The sequence below is a fragment of the Citrobacter sp. RHBSTW-00944 genome, assembly GCF_013615435.1.
GTDB lineage: Bacteria > Pseudomonadota > Gammaproteobacteria > Enterobacterales > Enterobacteriaceae > Citrobacter > Citrobacter braakii.
The window spans coordinates 3242032-3257948 of sequence record NZ_CP055418.1 but is presented as its reverse complement, the minus strand read 5'-3'; the positions used below and the strand labels follow the sequence as shown (position 1 = coordinate 3257948).

Annotated in this window: 14 protein-coding genes; 13 read left to right on the top strand and 1 reads right to left on the bottom strand. The window is 52.2% G+C overall.

The window, feature by feature from the left end:
- The first annotated feature begins 3 nt into the window (after nt 1–3).
- The 13 genes from HV334_RS15735 to HV334_RS15675 all read left to right on the top strand — a co-directional run bounded on the left by HV334_RS15735 (nt 4) and on the right by HV334_RS15675 (nt 15036).
- A complete protein-coding gene (locus HV334_RS15735) occupies nt 4–696 on the top strand; it encodes a DUF421 domain-containing protein (RefSeq protein ID WP_016156114.1) in 693 nt (230 codons plus the stop codon).
- Nucleotides 697–908: 212 nt separating this feature from the next.
- Nucleotides 909–1997 (top strand): 3-phosphoserine/phosphohydroxythreonine transaminase, encoded by a 1089-nt coding sequence (serC, locus tag HV334_RS15730; RefSeq protein ID WP_016152445.1) that lies wholly within the window; start codon nt 909–911, stop codon nt 1995–1997.
- A 68-nt stretch (nt 1998–2065) separates the two neighbouring features.
- Entirely contained in the window at nt 2066–3349 is a 1284-nt protein-coding gene (aroA, locus tag HV334_RS15725; protein WP_047501177.1) for a 3-phosphoshikimate 1-carboxyvinyltransferase, read from the top strand.
- 233 nt (nt 3350–3582) lie between these two features.
- The gene (cmk, locus tag HV334_RS15720) at nt 3583–4266 is read left to right on the top strand and encodes a (d)CMP kinase (protein WP_016152447.1); all 684 of its coding nucleotides are present in this window, start codon (nt 3583–3585) and stop codon (nt 4264–4266) included.
- A 113-nt stretch (nt 4267–4379) separates the two neighbouring features.
- Nucleotides 4380–6053 carry a 30S ribosomal protein S1 gene (rpsA, locus tag HV334_RS15715; protein ID WP_003035776.1) on the top strand — a complete coding sequence of 558 codons (1674 nt, stop codon included), beginning with the start codon at nt 4380–4382 and terminating at the stop codon, nt 6051–6053.
- A 160-nt stretch (nt 6054–6213) separates the two neighbouring features.
- A complete protein-coding gene (gene ihfB, locus HV334_RS15710) occupies nt 6214–6498 on the top strand; it encodes an integration host factor subunit beta (protein WP_003035780.1) in 285 nt (94 codons plus the stop codon).
- 206 nt (nt 6499–6704) lie between these two features.
- A complete protein-coding gene (locus HV334_RS15705) occupies nt 6705–8969 on the top strand; it encodes a ComEC family protein (RefSeq protein ID WP_181220600.1) in 2265 nt (754 codons plus the stop codon).
- Nucleotides 8970–9005: 36 nt separating this feature from the next.
- Complete coding sequence (gene msbA, locus HV334_RS15700) at nt 9006–10754, top strand: lipid A ABC transporter ATP-binding protein/permease MsbA (RefSeq protein WP_047501171.1); 1749 nt, start codon at nt 9006–9008, stop codon at nt 10752–10754.
- A complete protein-coding gene (lpxK, locus tag HV334_RS15695; protein WP_047359381.1) occupies nt 10751–11728 on the top strand; it encodes a tetraacyldisaccharide 4'-kinase in 978 nt (325 codons plus the stop codon). Before msbA ends, lpxK begins: the two co-directional genes overlap by 4 nt.
- Before the next feature lie 41 nt (nt 11729–11769).
- Complete coding sequence (locus tag HV334_RS15690) at nt 11770–13002, top strand: winged helix-turn-helix domain-containing protein (RefSeq protein ID WP_181220599.1); 1233 nt, start codon at nt 11770–11772, stop codon at nt 13000–13002.
- Nucleotides 13003–13053: 51 nt separating this feature from the next.
- On the top strand, nt 13054–13236 hold the full coding sequence (gene ycaR / locus HV334_RS15685) for a protein YcaR (RefSeq protein WP_003035793.1): 183 nt from the start codon (nt 13054–13056) through the stop codon (nt 13234–13236).
- Nucleotides 13233–13979 carry a 3-deoxy-manno-octulosonate cytidylyltransferase gene (gene kdsB / locus HV334_RS15680; protein ID WP_016152452.1) on the top strand — a complete coding sequence of 249 codons (747 nt, stop codon included), beginning with the start codon at nt 13233–13235 and terminating at the stop codon, nt 13977–13979. The genes ycaR and kdsB overlap by 4 nt, the downstream gene beginning before the upstream one ends.
- A gap of 163 nt (nt 13980–14142) precedes the next feature.
- Entirely contained in the window at nt 14143–15036 is an 894-nt protein-coding gene (locus tag HV334_RS15675; protein WP_016156120.1) for a YcbJ family phosphotransferase, read from the top strand.
- Nucleotides 15037–15071: 35 nt separating this feature from the next.
- Here HV334_RS15675 and elyC read toward each other — a convergent pair whose 3' ends face one another.
- Complete coding sequence (gene elyC, locus HV334_RS15670) at nt 15072–15836, bottom strand: envelope biogenesis factor ElyC (RefSeq protein ID WP_047501165.1); 765 nt, start codon at nt 15834–15836, stop codon at nt 15072–15074.
- Nucleotides 15837–15917 lie beyond the last annotated feature (81 nt).

The following is a 15917-nucleotide window of genomic DNA, read 5'->3' as shown; positions in this document are numbered from 1 at the left end:
ATAATGAAAGCTTTCGATTTACACCGAATGGTACTGGATAAGGTGCCCATGGATTTTCTGGGAGAAGTTGCTCTGCGCAGCCTCTATACCTTTATATTGGTTTTTCTGTTTTTAAAAATCACCGGACGTCGCGGCGTACGCCAGATGTCGCTTTTTGAAGTGCTGATCATCCTTACGCTGGGGTCTGCGGCGGGAGACGTGGCATTTTATGATGATGTCCCGATGCTGCCGGTGCTGGTGGTCTTTATTACGCTTGCTGTGCTGTATCGGCTGGTTATGTGGCTGATGGCGCATAGCGAGAAAATGGAGGATTTGCTGGAGGGCAAGCCCGTTGTGATCATTGAGGACGGCGAGCTGGCATGGTCGAAGCTCAATAGCGCCAATATGACGGAATTCGAATTCTTTATGGAATTGCGTTTGAACGGCGTGGAGCAATTGGGACAGGTGAGACTGGCCATCCTGGAGACAAATGGGCAAATCAGCGTCTATTTCTTTGCTGATGAAGACGTAAAGCCGGGGCTCAGTATTTTGCCTAAACGCTGTACACAGCGATTTAAAGTGATACCTGAAGCTGGGGACTATGCCTGTATACGGTGTAGTGAAGTGGTGCAAATGAACGCCGGAGATCATCAATTATGTCCACGCTGTGCAAATCCAGAATGGTCGAAGGCCAGTCGGGCAAAACGGGTCACCTGACAGCGAAAATCTCGGTTTTTACCCGTCAATCCGATAGATTCTGTTGTGTGACCAATGACACATTTTTACCCTGGCCAGTTTTACCCATTGCGGCGCGTGTCACTGAATGATAAAACCGATATCCACAGGAATAACTTATACCAATGTCTGTCACCGGATTATCGCCAATGACAGGATGTTGATTGGACAACAACACAACGTGGTGAGGGGAAATGGCTCAGGTCTTCAATTTTAGTTCAGGTCCGGCAATGTTACCGGCAGAAGTACTTAAACTGGCTCAACAGGATCTTCGCGACTGGAACGGTCTTGGCACGTCGGTGATGGAAATTAGCCACCGTGGCAAAGAATTCATCCAGGTCGCAGAGGAAGCGGAGCAGGATTTTCGCGATCTTCTCAGCATCCCCTCCAACTATAAAGTGTTGTTCTGCCATGGCGGTGGGCGCGGGCAGTTTGCGGGTATCCCGTTAAATATTCTGGGTGACAAAACCACGGCGGATTACGTCGATGCCGGTTATTGGGCCGCCAGCGCAATTAAAGAAGCGAAAAAATACTGTACGCCAAACGTTATTGACGCCAAAGTCACCGTTGACGGACTGCGTGCTGTTAAGCCAATGAGCGAATGGCAGCTTTCAGACAACGCGGCGTATTTGCACTATTGCCCGAATGAAACCATTGATGGCATTGCGATCGATGAAACGCCGAATTTTGCCAGCAATGTGGTGGTTACGGCGGATCTGTCCTCTACCATTCTTTCCGCACCGCTTGACGTGAGCCGTTATGGCGTAATTTATGCCGGGGCGCAGAAAAACATCGGCCCGGCCGGGCTGACCATTGTCATCGTACGTGAAGATTTGCTGGGTAAGGCTCATGTGTCATGCCCGTCAATCCTCGACTATACCGTGCTGAATGACAACGACTCCATGTTCAACACGCCGCCAACCTTTGCCTGGTACCTGTCTGGCCTGGTCTTTAAATGGCTGAAAGAGCAGGGCGGTGTTAACGCGATGGATAAAATTAACCAGCAAAAAGCGGAACTGCTGTACGGCGTAATCGATAACAGCGATTTCTACCGTAACGACGTGGCAAAATCGAACCGTTCACGCATGAACGTACCGTTCCAGCTTGCTGACAGCGCACTGGATAAACTCTTCCTGGAAGAGTCTTTCGCTGCGGGTCTGCACGCGTTGAAAGGGCACCGTGTGGTCGGTGGTATGCGCGCGTCCATCTACAATGCAATGCCGCTAGAAGGTGTAAAAGCGCTGACCGATTTCATGGTCGATTTCGAGCGCCGCCGCGGTTAATCTGCTGTATTTTCATCCCCACAGCCAGTCTGTGGGGTTTTTATGTCTGTTTTTGAGAGTCGAGTTTCATGGAATCCCTGACGTTACAACCCATTGCGCGGGTGGATGGCACCATCAATCTGCCTGGATCCAAAAGTGTTTCTAACCGCGCTTTGCTGCTGGCTGCATTAGCAAATGGCACCACTGTCCTGACTAATCTGCTGGACAGCGATGATGTCCGCCATATGCTTAATGCTCTGAATGCGTTAGGAATTAGCTATACCCTTTCTGCCGACCGTACGCGTTGCGAGATTATCGGCAATGGCGGCGCGCTGCATGCCGAAGGCGCAGTGGAACTGTTCCTTGGCAATGCCGGAACCGCAATGCGCCCACTGGCCGCTGCGCTGTGTCTGGGCAGTAATGACATCGTGTTGACGGGTGAGCCGCGCATGAAAGAGCGCCCGATTGGCCATCTGGTTGATGCGTTACGCCAGGGCGGAGCCAACATTGAATACCTGGAGCAGGAAAACTATCCGCCTTTACGTCTGCGCGGTGGCTTTACCGGAGGACAGGTTGAGGTAGACGGCAGCGTATCCAGCCAGTTCCTGACTGCGCTGCTGATGACTGCGCCACTGGCGCCGCAGGATACGACGATCGCCATTAAAGGCGAGCTGGTATCCAAACCTTACATTGATATCACACTGAACCTGATGAAAACGTTTGGTGTTGAAATTGAGAATCAGAACTACCAGCGCTTTGTTGTGCAGGGTCAGCAGCAGTATCAGTCACCGGGTGCATATCTGGTTGAAGGCGATGCTTCTTCCGCTTCCTATTTTCTCGCAGCGGGAGCCATTAAAGGCGGTACGGTAAAAGTCACCGGGATTGGCCGCAACAGTATGCAGGGTGATATCCGCTTCGCTGATGTGCTGGAAAAAATGGGCGCGACCATTACCTGGGGCGAAGACTTTATTGCCTGTACTCACGGTGAGCTGAACGCGGTAGACATGGATATGAACCATATTCCCGATGCGGCGATGACCATCGCCACGGCAGCGCTGTTCGCTAAAGGCACCACGACTTTACGTAACATCTACAACTGGCGCGTCAAAGAGACCGACCGCCTGTTCGCGATGGCGACCGAGTTGCGTAAAGTGGGTGCGATCGTTGAAGAGGGCGAAGACTATATTCGCGTTACACCACCGGCGACGTTACAGTTTGCGGAGATCGCGACCTACAACGATCACCGCATGGCGATGTGTTTCTCGCTGGTGGCGTTGTCTGACACGCCGGTGACCATTCTGGACCCTAAATGTACCGCCAAAACTTTCCCGGATTATTTCGAACAGCTGGCGCGTATTAGTACACCTGCCTGATCCTCACATCTGACGATCGCGCTCTGCATATTCGTGAGCGCATCGCTGCAGATAAAAAGTAAATCAGTGTCATCTTCCGGGCTGGTTTCTCGCCAGCCCGCTATAATTGCGCAATTCTTCCTCACATCGTTACAGACTAATCGGGTTTTTACACTCTGTGTTAACGATTATTAGCGTTGGCGCGTATAATGCGCGGCGTTCACGTTAACGTATGCCCGTTTAAGGAGAAAAAGATGACGGCAATTGCCCCGGTTATTACCATTGATGGCCCAAGTGGTGCAGGAAAAGGCACCTTGTGCAAGGCAATGGCGGAAGCATTGCAATGGCATCTGTTAGATTCAGGCGCGATCTACCGCGTACTGGCGCTCGCAGCGTTGCATCACCATGTTGATGTCACATCTGAAGATGCTCTGGTACCGCTTGCCTCACACCTGGATGTGCGTTTTATCTCAACGGACGGCAACCTGGAAGTCATTCTGGAAGGTGAAGATGTCAGCGGCGAAATCCGCACCCAGGAAGTAGCGAATGCCGCATCTCAGGTCGCTGCGTTTCCTCGCGTACGCGAAGCGCTGTTACGTCGTCAACGCGCGTTTCGTGAAGCGCCCGGCCTGATTGCCGACGGACGAGACATGGGGACCGTGGTGTTCCCGGATGCACCAGTGAAAATTTTCCTGGACGCCTCCTCGCAAGAACGTGCGCATAGACGTATGCTACAGTTGCAGGAAAAGGGCTTTAGTGTTAACTTTGAACGCCTTTTGGCCGAGATCGAAGAACGCGATTTCCGCGATCGTAACCGTGCTGTAGCGCCGCTGGTTCCCGCTGCTGATGCTTTAGTTTTGGATTCAACCCGATTAAGCATTGAGCAAGTGATTGAAAAAGCGTTACAATACGCGCGCCAAAAACTGGCACTCGCTTAAGTGCGACCGAATTTGCAGTACCCCCGTTGCAATGGATTGACAGCGGGTATGTTAAACAACCCCATCCGGCATGGAGCCAGGTGGACGTTAAATATGAAACCTGAAGATTAAACATGACTGAATCTTTTGCTCAACTGTTTGAAGAATCCTTAAAAGAAATCGAAACCCGTCCGGGTTCCATCGTTCGTGGTGTTGTTGTTGCTATCGACAAAGACGTAGTACTGGTTGACGCTGGTCTGAAATCTGAGTCCGCCATTCCGGCAGAGCAGTTCAAAAACGCCCAGGGCGAGTTGGAAATCCAGGTTGGTGACGAAGTTGACGTTGCTCTGGATGCAGTAGAAGACGGCTTCGGTGAAACCCTGCTGTCCCGTGAAAAAGCTAAACGTCACGAAGCTTGGATCACGCTGGAAAAAGCTTACGAAGAAGCTGCAACCGTTACTGGTGTTATCAATGGCAAAGTCAAGGGTGGCTTCACTGTTGAGCTGAATGGTATTCGCGCGTTCCTGCCGGGTTCCCTGGTAGACGTTCGTCCGGTCCGCGACACGCTGCACCTGGAAGGCAAAGAGCTTGAATTCAAAGTAATCAAGCTGGATCAGAAGCGTAACAACGTTGTTGTTTCCCGTCGTGCCGTTATCGAATCCGAAAACAGCGCAGAACGCGATCAGCTGCTGGAAAACCTGCAGGAAGGCATGGAAGTTAAAGGTATCGTTAAGAACCTCACTGACTACGGTGCATTCGTTGATCTGGGTGGCGTTGACGGCCTGCTGCACATCACCGACATGGCATGGAAACGCGTTAAGCATCCGAGCGAAATCGTAAACGTTGGCGACGAAATCACTGTTAAAGTGCTGAAGTTCGACCGCGAGCGTACTCGTGTATCTCTGGGCCTGAAACAGCTGGGCGAAGATCCATGGGTAGCTATCGCTAAGCGTTATCCGGAAGGTACCAAACTGACTGGTCGCGTGACCAACCTGACCGACTACGGCTGCTTCGTTGAAATCGAAGAAGGCGTTGAAGGCCTGGTTCACGTTTCCGAAATGGATTGGACCAACAAAAACATCCACCCGTCCAAAGTTGTTAACGTTGGCGATGTAGTGGAAGTTATGGTTCTGGATATCGACGAAGAACGTCGTCGTATCTCCCTGGGTCTGAAGCAGTGCAAAAACAACCCATGGCAGCAGTTCGCGGAAACCCACAACAAGGGCGACCGTGTTGAAGGTAAAATCAAGTCTATCACTGACTTCGGTATCTTCATCGGCCTGGACGGCGGCATCGACGGCCTGGTTCACCTGTCTGACATCTCCTGGAACGTTGCAGGCGAAGAAGCAGTTCGTGAATACAAAAAAGGCGACGAAATCGCAGCTGTTGTTCTGCAGGTTGACGCAGAGCGTGAGCGTATCTCTCTGGGCGTTAAACAGCTCGCAGAAGATCCGTTCAACAACTGGGTTGCATTGAACAAGAAAGGCGCAATCGTAAACGGTAAAGTCACTGCAGTTGATGCTAAAGGCGCAACCGTAGAACTGGCTGACGGCGTTGAAGGTTACCTGCGCGCTTCTGAAGCTTCCCGCGACCGCGTTGAAGATGCAACTCTGGTTCTGAGCGTAGGCGACGACGTTGAAGCTAAATTCACCGGCGTTGATCGTAAGAACCGCGCAATCAGCCTGTCTGTTCGTGCTAAAGACGAAGCTGATGAGAAAGATGCAATCGCAACTGTTAACAAACAGGAAGATGCTAACTTCTCTAACAACGCAATGGCTGAAGCTTTCAAAGCAGCTAAAGGCGAGTAATATCGAGTGCTCCTAAATCCTTTGTGCTGTTAACAGCACAAAGGGTGACGAGTAGCTTGACAGATTACAGGATTCGTCCTGTAATCAATGACAAAGGGCGGCTAAGGCCGCCCTTAATCAATGCAGCAGCTAATTATGCCTTTAAGGAACCGGAGGAATCATGACCAAGTCAGAATTGATTGAAAGACTTGCAACCCAGCAACCTCATATTCCCGCGAAAGCGGTTGAAGATGCAGTTAAAGAGATGCTGGAACATATGGCCTCGACTCTTGCGCAGGGCGAGCGTATTGAAATCCGCGGTTTCGGCAGTTTCTCTTTGCATTACCGCGCACCGCGCACCGGACGTAATCCGAAGACCGGCGATAAAGTGGACCTGGAAGGAAAATACGTTCCGCACTTTAAACCAGGTAAAGAACTGCGCGATCGCGCCAATATTTACGGTTAAGTTTTTAGCGAGACTTAACGCCGAGAAAAGCACCCGCATGGGTGCTTTTTTCATTTCTGCCAGCCCATCCTGGAATCTCCATCCCAGTTAATTTGCACGTTACAAGCGCCGCTAAATGTTAGCGGAATGCGTACCGTATAACGCTAAATTGGCACCAGACAACCGTCGAACATTACTGCACACTTCCTGCTACAGGGAGGTGACTGATGAAAATAACAACGGTTAGTACGAGTGCATTATTCGGCATTCTCCCGCTTATGCTATTACCTGCGTTACCTGACATGCTGTGCATCGGCGTTATATTTGGTCTGGCAATTCTGCTCTGCCTTATTTCTCACAGCCCTGTACGTTTCGCCGGATTAACCCTGCTATTTTTTCTTTGGGGAGTTCTGGCTGCGAAAGATGCGCTGTGGGCCGGTAATACGCTGCCTGCAAAAAGCCAGCAGGCCATCGTGCGGATAACCGGAACCGATAATATGACAACGCACTACGGCCAGATCACGCATCTGCAGGGGAAGCGGGTATTTCCTGCCATCGGAATTACTCTGTATGGGCAGTACTTACCCGGCAACGTTTGTGCGGGCCAGACATGGGCGATGACGTTGAAGGTTCGTGCTATACACGGTCAATTGAACGAGGGCGGGTTTGATAGCCAGCGTTACGCATTGGCGCAGCACCAACTGCTGACGGGAAGATTATTGCAGGCTTCGGTTATTACACAACAATGCAGTTTGCGTTCGAGGTATCTCTCCTCGTTGAAAAGCGCGCTCGCTGACTATCCCTGGCAGCAGGTTATACTGGGCCTGGGAATGGGGGAGCGCTTGTCCGTGTCACAAGCGGTGAAAACCATTATGCGAGATACCGGTACGGCCCATTTGATGGCTATCTCCGGGCTGCATATTGCATTTGCCGCACTTCTGGCAGCAGGATTAATTCGCGCGGGGCAATTTTTTATGCCAACCAGATGGATTTGCTGGCAGGTTCCGTTAGTTGGCGGGATCGTCTGCGCAACATTCTATGCCTGGTTAACGGGGCTACAGCCCCCGGCATTACGTACGGTTGTTGCGCTACTGGTCTGGGGAGGGCTAAAACTCAGCGGCAGGCAGTGGAGTGGATGGTCGGTGTGGATCTGCTGTCTGGCAGCCATTCTGGTGGTGGATCCTGTCGCCGTTCTTTCACAAAGTCTGTGGTTGTCTGCTTTTGCCGTTGCGGCGCTGCTGTTCTGGTATCAATGGGTTCCGATGCCGGATTGGCCTCTGTCGCGCGTTGGACGCCAATTTCTGGCGCTTGCTCATTTGCAATTGGGAATTACGCTCCTGCTTCTGCCTGTGCAAATCGCGATGTTCCACGGTTTTAGCCTGACCTCATTTCTGGCGAATTTGTTTGCCGTACCGCTGGTTACGTTTATTTCCGTACCATTGATATTAGCAGGCATGATCGTGCATTTAACCGGGCTGGCGATGGTTGAGTCGAACCTATGGTATTTAGCGGATCGCTCCCTCGCACTATTATTTTGGGGGCTCAGGGGCCTGCCTGAAGGGTGGATCAATATTGATGCACGTTGGCAATGGCTTGCATTTGTACCCGGACTCCTGCTCATCGCATATCGGCTGAACGCGTGGCGAACTATACCGGTAGTTTGCGTCACTGTGCTCCTTTTACTGAGCGCCCCGTTCTGGCGAACGCTACGTACTGATGTCTGGCAAGTGCATATGCTGGACGTCGGGCAGGGGCTGGCGATGGTCATTGCGCGCAATGGGAAAGCGATTCTTTACGATACCGGTCTGGCATGGCCTGAAGGCGATAGCGCGCAACAGCTGATTATTCCATGGCTACGCTGGCACAACCTGGAGCCAGAAGGCGTTATTTTAAGCCATGAGCATATGGATCACCGGGGCGGGTTGCGTTCGCTGCAGCAATCCTGGCCGTCGCTATGGATAAGAAGCCCATTAGGTTGGGAAGGGCATCTCCCGTGTTTACGCGGGGAGCGCTGGCAATGGCAAGGGTTAACCTTTAGTGCGCATTGGCCCGTGCGTGGAAATAAAGATCTGGGGAATAACCACTCCTGCGTGGTTAAGGTCGATGACGGGCATCAGAGTATTCTGCTGACCGGAGATATTGAGTCTCCCGCTGAACAAAAAATGCTAAGTCACTACTGGCAGCATCTGCAGTCTACGGTGATACAGGTTCCACATCATGGTAGCAATACCTCATCATCGCAGGCGCTGATTCAGCGGGTCGGCGGGCAGGCCGCGCTAGCCTCCGCATCCCGTTACAATGCCTGGCGTCTCCCGTCCAGGAAAGTGAAGCAACGTTATCGGCAACAAAATTATCAATGGCTGGATACACCACACCAGGGGCAGATTACGCTGGATTTTTATCAAAAAAACTGGCGAATAAACAGCTTGCGGGATCAGATTTTACCTCGTTGGTATCATCAGTGGTTTGGCGTGTCGGAGGATAACGGGTAGAATATGCGGCTATTCTAACAAATGCTGGTTTTTTGAATGCATAACGATAAAGATCTCTCTACGTGGCAGACGTTTCGCCGACTATGGCCAACCATAGCGCCTTTTAAATCGGGTCTGATCGTGGCGGGTATAGCGTTAATCCTGAACGCGGCCAGCGATACCTTCATGCTATCGCTCCTTAAGCCATTACTGGATGATGGTTTTGGTAAAACGGATCGCTCGGTGCTGCTGTGGATGCCGCTGGTGGTCATTGGACTAATGGTTCTTCGCGGATTCACCAGCTATGTCTCCAGCTACTGCATCTCATGGGTATCAGGCAAAGTGGTCATGACCATGCGTCGCCGCCTGTTTGGCCATATGATGGGCATGCCGGTCTCCTTTTTTGATAAACAGTCTACAGGTACGCTGTTGTCACGTATTACCTATGATTCAGAGCAGGTCGCATCATCGTCCTCCGGCGCGCTGATCACCGTGGTACGTGAAGGGGCTTCAATTATTGGCCTGTTTATCATGATGTTCTATTACAGCTGGCAGCTGTCATTGATCCTGATTGTACTGGCGCCAATTGTTTCAGTGGCGATTCGTATAGTTTCCAAGCGTTTTCGTAGCATCAGTAAAAATATGCAAAACACCATGGGTCAGGTTACGACCAGTGCGGAGCAGATGCTGAAAGGCCACAAAGAAGTTCTGATTTTTGGTGGTCAGGAAGTCGAAACTAAGCGCTTTGATAAAGTCAGCAATAAGATGCGTTTGCAGGGCATGAAGATGGTTTCCGCCTCTTCTATCTCCGATCCTATCATCCAGCTGATTGCGTCTCTGGCTCTGGCCTTCGTGTTGTATGCAGCCAGCTTCCCAAGCGTAATGGAAAACCTGACTGCAGGGACAATTACGGTTGTCTTCTCGTCAATGATCGCGCTGATGCGTCCGTTGAAATCGCTGACCAACGTCAACGCGCAGTTCCAGCGCGGTATGGCGGCCTGCCAGACCTTATTTACGATTCTGGATAGCGAGCAGGAAAAAGATGAAGGTACACGCGAAATCGAACGCGCTACCGGCAATCTCGAATTCCGCAACGTGACATTCACCTATCCGGGACGTGAAGTACCTGCGCTGCGCAACATCAACCTGAGTATCCCAGCGGGGAAAACCGTTGCCCTGGTTGGCCGTTCGGGTTCCGGGAAATCCACTATCGCCAGCTTGATCACGCGCTTCTATGATATTGATGAAGGGCAGATTCTGATGGACGGACACGATCTACGTGAATATACCCTGGCATCCCTGCGCGATCAGGTCGCGTTGGTTTCGCAGAATGTGCACCTGTTTAACGATACGGTTGCCAACAACATCGCCTACGCGCGTACCGATTTGTACAGCCGTGAGCAGATCGAAAAAGCGGCGAAAATGGCTTACGCCATGGATTTCATCAATAAGATGGACAATGGCCTGGATACGGTGATTGGCGAAAACGGCGTCCTGCTATCTGGTGGTCAGCGCCAGCGTATCGCTATTGCCCGCGCCTTGTTGCGTGACAGTCCGATTCTGATCCTTGATGAAGCAACGTCGGCACTCGATACCGAGTCTGAACGCGCAATTCAGGCTGCTCTGGATGAGCTTCAGAAAAACCGTACCTCCCTGGTGATTGCTCACCGCCTTTCTACCATTGAACAGGCGGATGAAATCATTGTGGTGGAAGACGGTATTATTGTTGAGCGCGGAACCCATAGCGAGCTGATTGAGCAGCGTGGGGTGTATGCACAATTACATAAAATGCAATTCGGTCAATGATCGCTCGAATCTGGTCTGGTGAGTCGCCGCTGTGGCGACTGTTACTCCCGCTCTCCTGGCTGTATGGCCTGGTCAGCGGGGGGATCCGCTTATGTTACAAGCTTGGGATTAAACGCGCGTGGCGTGCACCAGTCCCGGTTGTGGTGGTCGGAAACCTGACCGCGGGTGGCAATGGCAAAACACCAGTGGTGATTTGGCTGGTTGAACAACTGCGTCAACGTGGGATTCGCGTGGGCGTGGTGTCGCGTGGTTATGGCGGGAAAGCGGCTGCTTACCCGCTGTTACTGACCGCAGATACCACTACGGCAGAAGCGGGTGATGAACCTGTGCTGATCGCCCAACGTACCGGCGTGCCCGTAGCGGTATCCCCGGTAAGATCGGATGCGGTCAAAGCCATTTTGGCCCAACACGATGTGCAGATTATTGTGACGGACGATGGGCTACAGCACTACCGTCTGGCGCGAGATGTTGAAATCGTGGTTATTGACGGAGAACGTCGGTTTGGCAATGGCTGGTGGCTTCCCGCGGGTCCCATGCGGGAACGCGCAGGCCGGCTTAAATCGGTGGATGCGACTATCGTTAACGGTGGCGTTGCGCAGCCAGGGGAAATCCCTATGCGACTTGAACCGGGGCTGGCCGTTAATTTACGTACGGGTGAACGCCGCGATGTGTCGCAGCTGTCCAATATTGTCGCCATGGCGGGCATTGGCCATCCACCGCGTTTTTTTGCCACGCTGGAAGCATGCGGTGCCAGCGTGCAAAAAAGTATTGCGCTGGCAGACCATCAGTCTCTGACCTACAGTGACGTCAGTGCGTTTGCAGACGCCGGGCAAACGCTGGTGATGACGGAAAAAGATGCGGTTAAGTGCCGTGCATTTGCCGATGAAAACTGGTGGTATTTACCTGTTGACGCTCATTTGTCAGGCGATCGGCCTGATATGTTGCTGGATAGCTTAATCTCGCTGACTCGCTAACTGATTCACGCTGCGGCAGCGAATCATTTATGAGGCCATAAATGTCGTTGCCGCGTCTTTCTTTGACGGATGCCCGTCATCTTCACCTTGCCGCTCAAGGGCTGCTGAAAAAAACACGCCGTCGGGCAACCCCAGCAGATATTCTTGCTGCCATTTCGCGCATGTCGTTATTGCAAATCGATACCATCAATATTGTGGCGCGCAGCCCTTACCTGGTGCTGTTTAGTCGTTTGGGTGATTATTCGCCCCAGTGGCTGGATGACGCATTGCAGCGGGGCGAACTGATGGAATACTGGGCGCACGAGGCCTGCTTTTTGCCGCGTAGCGACTTTATGCTGATACGTCACCGCATGCTGGCCCCGGAGAAAATGGGCTGGAAATATAAAGCGGAGTGGATGAAAGAACATGCTCATGAGATTGAGCAACTGCTCCAGCACATCCAGCATAACGGACCAGTCCGCTCTGCTGATTTTGAGCATCTGCACAAGGGGGCCAGCGGCTGGTGGGCATGGAAACCGCATAAGCGTCATCTTGAAGGCCTGTTCACCGCCGGGAAAGTGATGGTGGTGGAACGGCGTAATTTCCAGCGAGTGTATGATTTAACCCATCGCGTCATGCCGCACTGGGATGATGAACGCGACCGGCTTTCACAGGAAGAAGCTGAAAGCCTCATGCTGGATAACAGCGCCCGCAGTCTGGGGATTTTTCGCGAACAATGGCTGGCAGACTACTATCGCCTGAAGCGTCCGGCGCTAAAAAACTGGTGCAACGTACGTGCACAGCAGCAACAGATTATTCCTGTCGATGTCGAAGGGTTAGGAACCCTGTGGCTGCATAGCCACCTTCAGCCGCTGCTGGAGCAGGCATTGACGGGTAAATTAACGGCGACGCATAGCGCAGTATTATCACCCTTTGATCCGGTGGTCTGGGATCGTAAACGGGCAGAGCAGCTATTCGATTTTAGCTATCGGCTCGAATGTTACACGCCAGCACCGAAACGTCAGTATGGTTATTTCGTCTTGCCGCTGCTGCATCGCGGGCAGTTAGTTGGGCGGATGGATGCCAAAATGCACCGCAAAACGGGCGTACTGGAAGTGATTTCGCTGTGGTTACAGGATGGCGTCAAACCTGGGGTTACTCTGCAAAAAGGATTGTTTCAGGCGATTGATGATTTTGCCCGCTGGCAGCAGGCAACACGTGTGACGCTGGGACGCTATCCTGAAAGTTTATTTGCTGATGCACGCCATGGTTGGGAAATAGACCCAGCACGGTAAGCGATTATGTTAATATTTACGGATTCACAATCCGGTCCATCTGGAGGAACTATGGATCATCGTCTGCTTGAAATCATTGCCTGCCCGGTATGCAATGGCAAACTCTGGTTTAACCAGGAAAAACAGGAACTGATTTGTAAACTGGATAACCTTGCTTTCCCACTGCGTGATGGCATTCCCGTGTTACTGGAAACCGAAGCTCGCGTTCTGACTGCTGATGAGAGTAAATCATGAGTTTTGTGGTCATTATTCCTGCGCGTTATGCGTCCACACGTTTGCCGGGCAAGCCGCTACTGGATATCAATGGCAAGCCGATGATCGTGCATGTGCTGGAGCGTGCGCGTGAATCTGGCGCTGAACGTATTATCGTTGCGACCGATCACGAAGATGTCGCTCGCGCGGTAGAAGCGGTGGGTGGTGAAGTATGCATGACCCGCGCCGATCACCAGTCCGGTACGGAGCGTCTGGCGGAAGTCGTCGAGAAATGTGGCTTTAGCGATGATACCGTTATTGTGAACGTACAGGGTGATGAGCCGATGATCCCGGCGGTCATTATTCGCCAGGTCGCTGAGAATCTGGCACAGCGCCAGGTCGGTATGGCGACCCTTGCTGCCCCGATTCACAGTGCGGAAGAGGCATTTAATCCGAATGCGGTGAAAGTCGTTCTGGACGCCGAAGGTTATGCACTCTATTTTTCACGCGCGACCATTCCGTGGGATCGCGACCGTTTCGCTAAAAGCCTGGAAACGGTGGGTGACACCTTCTTGCGACATCTGGGTATTTACGGCTATCGCGCCGGTTTTATCCGCCGTTATGTTAACTGGCAGCCCAGCCCGCTTGAGCATATTGAAATGCTGGAGCAACTACGTGTGCTGTGGTACGGCGAAAAAATTCATGTTGCCGTCGCAAAAGAAGTACCCGGTACCGGCGTAGACACTGCCGAAGATCTTGAGCGCGTTCGCGCCGAAATGCGTTAGTTTTTCTCACGACACTCCCCCTGATGACGCGAATTTTTGGGAGGAGTGTCATATCGTTACGCTTTCCCGCCACTTTTCTTTTCATCAATTGATCTCATCCGGGTGACATCTGTCTGCACGACGCTCATTATGAAAGCAGTAGCATTTATGAGGGCAATCCGAAATGGAACAGTTGCGTGCCGAACTCAGTCATCTGTTGGGTGAAAAACTCAGTCGTATAGAATGCGTGAATGAAAAAGTGGATACGGCCCTGTGGTCACTGTACGACAGCCAGGGAAATCCGATGCCACTGATGGCGAGAAGTTTCACCACGCCGGGTATGGCGCAGCAGTTGGCATGGAAAACCTCCATGCTGGCGCGCAGTGGTACGGTGCGTATGCCCGTCATTTATGGGGTCTTAACCCACGAGGAACATCCCGGTCCTGATGTGCTACTGCTTGAGCGTTTACGTGGAGTGCCGGTGGAAGCGCCTGCCCGAACGCCCGAACGCTGGGAACATTTAAAAGATCAGATCGTAGAAGGTCTGCTGTCATGGCATCGGCAGGATAGTGCTGGTTGCGTGGGAATGGTGGATAACACGCAAGAGAATATCTGGCCATCCTGGTATCGTCAGCGGGTTGAGGTGCTGTGGACCACGTTAAATCAGTTCAACAATACCGGGCTAACGATGCAGGACAAGCGGATCCTGTTTCGCACCCGTGAGTGTTTGCCTGCCTTATTTGAAGGATTCAATGATAACTGCGTGCTGATCCACGGTAATTTCAGTTTACGTAGCATGCTCAAAGACGCCCGTAGCGATCAGCTTCTGGCTATGGTGGGGCCGGGGTTGATGCTGTGGGCGCCAAGGGAATATGAACTGTTCCGCCTGATGGATAATGCGCTGGCGGAAAGCTTGCTTTGGCAATACCTGCAGCGCGCGCCAGTGGCGGAGTCATTCATCTGGCGGCGCTGGTTGTACGTGTTATGGGATGAAGTGACGCAACTGGTCAACACCGGACGCTTTAATCGTTCCAACTTTGACCTGGCAACGAAATCATTGCTGCCGTGGCTCGCATGATAAACATGTGAACATCTTATCAGGCAACATTCCTGTCAATGTTCCGATCCTTTCAGCCACTGCCAGATGCGTCCCAGGGTTTCGTAACCAACGCGATCGCTGTGCATCAACCAGACGGGTGAAGGTATAGCGCGCTCCCACGGATTAAGCGGTGAATCAATTGCTAACTGATTGGCTGGTGCTGGCAGCGGATGCAAGCCGGCCTGCTGGAAGAAGATCATCGCCCGCGGTAAGTGGGAGGCAGAGGTTACCAGCAGGAACGGCGCATTGCCGATGGCTTTCTTTACCGCTGCGGCTTCTTCTTCGGTATCTTTGGGGTGATCCAGGGTGATGATTTCATCGGCTGGCACCCCCAGCGACTGCGCTACGCGGGCGCCAGCTTCTGCGGTACTGACGTTATTCGTCTTTGCAGCAGCGCCGGTAAAGATGAGCTTCGATCCCGGGTTTGCGCGCCATAGGCGAATACCTTCATTCAGACGTGGAAGGCTGTTGCTGATCAGATTTGAACTCGGCGCCCACTGCGGATTCCAGGTATACCCTCCGCCCAGCACCACAATATATTCCACTTTTTGCGAACCTTGCCACGTTGGATAACTGTCCTCAATCGGTTTCAACAGGCTGTCGGCGACGGGCTGTAAACTAAGGAGTAACAGTGCCAGCCAACTCAGGCTAATACACACTTTCCCTGTTTTTTGAAAGCGACTGAACCAGACCAGCGCCAGGCCAATACCCATCATAATTAGCATCAGTGGCAGCGGCAGCATCATACCGCCAATCACTTTCTTCAGCGTAAAAAGCATCCTTTTTGGTTCCTTTTTTAACCATACAGCAGGGGATCTGCAGGGATATTACACCAGGAAGGTTCATTCTCGGCGTGGGTG

Bases quoted from the DNA above. Each gene is read 5' to 3' on its own strand.
- HV334_RS15735 (WP_016156114.1), top strand. From the start codon at position 4: ATGAAAGCTTTCGATTTACACCGAATGGTACTGGATAAGGTGCCCATG.
- serC (WP_016152445.1), top strand. From the start codon at position 909: ATGGCTCAGGTCTTCAATTTTAGTTCAGGTCCGGCAATGTTACCGGCA.
- aroA (WP_047501177.1), top strand. From the start codon at position 2,066: ATGGAATCCCTGACGTTACAACCCATTGCGCGGGTGGATGGCACCATC.
- cmk (WP_016152447.1), top strand. From the start codon at position 3,583: ATGACGGCAATTGCCCCGGTTATTACCATTGATGGCCCAAGTGGTGCA.
- rpsA (WP_003035776.1), top strand. From the start codon at position 4,380: ATGACTGAATCTTTTGCTCAACTGTTTGAAGAATCCTTAAAAGAAATC.
- ihfB (WP_003035780.1), top strand. From the start codon at position 6,214: ATGACCAAGTCAGAATTGATTGAAAGACTTGCAACCCAGCAACCTCAT.
- HV334_RS15705 (WP_181220600.1), top strand. From the start codon at position 6,705: ATGAAAATAACAACGGTTAGTACGAGTGCATTATTCGGCATTCTCCCG.
- msbA (WP_047501171.1), top strand. From the start codon at position 9,006: ATGCATAACGATAAAGATCTCTCTACGTGGCAGACGTTTCGCCGACTA.
- lpxK (WP_047359381.1), top strand. From the start codon at position 10,751: ATGATCGCTCGAATCTGGTCTGGTGAGTCGCCGCTGTGGCGACTGTTA.
- HV334_RS15690 (WP_181220599.1), top strand. From the start codon at position 11,770: ATGTCGTTGCCGCGTCTTTCTTTGACGGATGCCCGTCATCTTCACCTT.
- ycaR (WP_003035793.1), top strand. From the start codon at position 13,054: ATGGATCATCGTCTGCTTGAAATCATTGCCTGCCCGGTATGCAATGGC.
- kdsB (WP_016152452.1), top strand. From the start codon at position 13,233: ATGAGTTTTGTGGTCATTATTCCTGCGCGTTATGCGTCCACACGTTTG.
- HV334_RS15675 (WP_016156120.1), top strand. From the start codon at position 14,143: ATGGAACAGTTGCGTGCCGAACTCAGTCATCTGTTGGGTGAAAAACTC.
- elyC (WP_047501165.1), bottom strand. From the start codon at position 15,836: ATGCTTTTTACGCTGAAGAAAGTGATTGGCGGTATGATGCTGCCGCTG.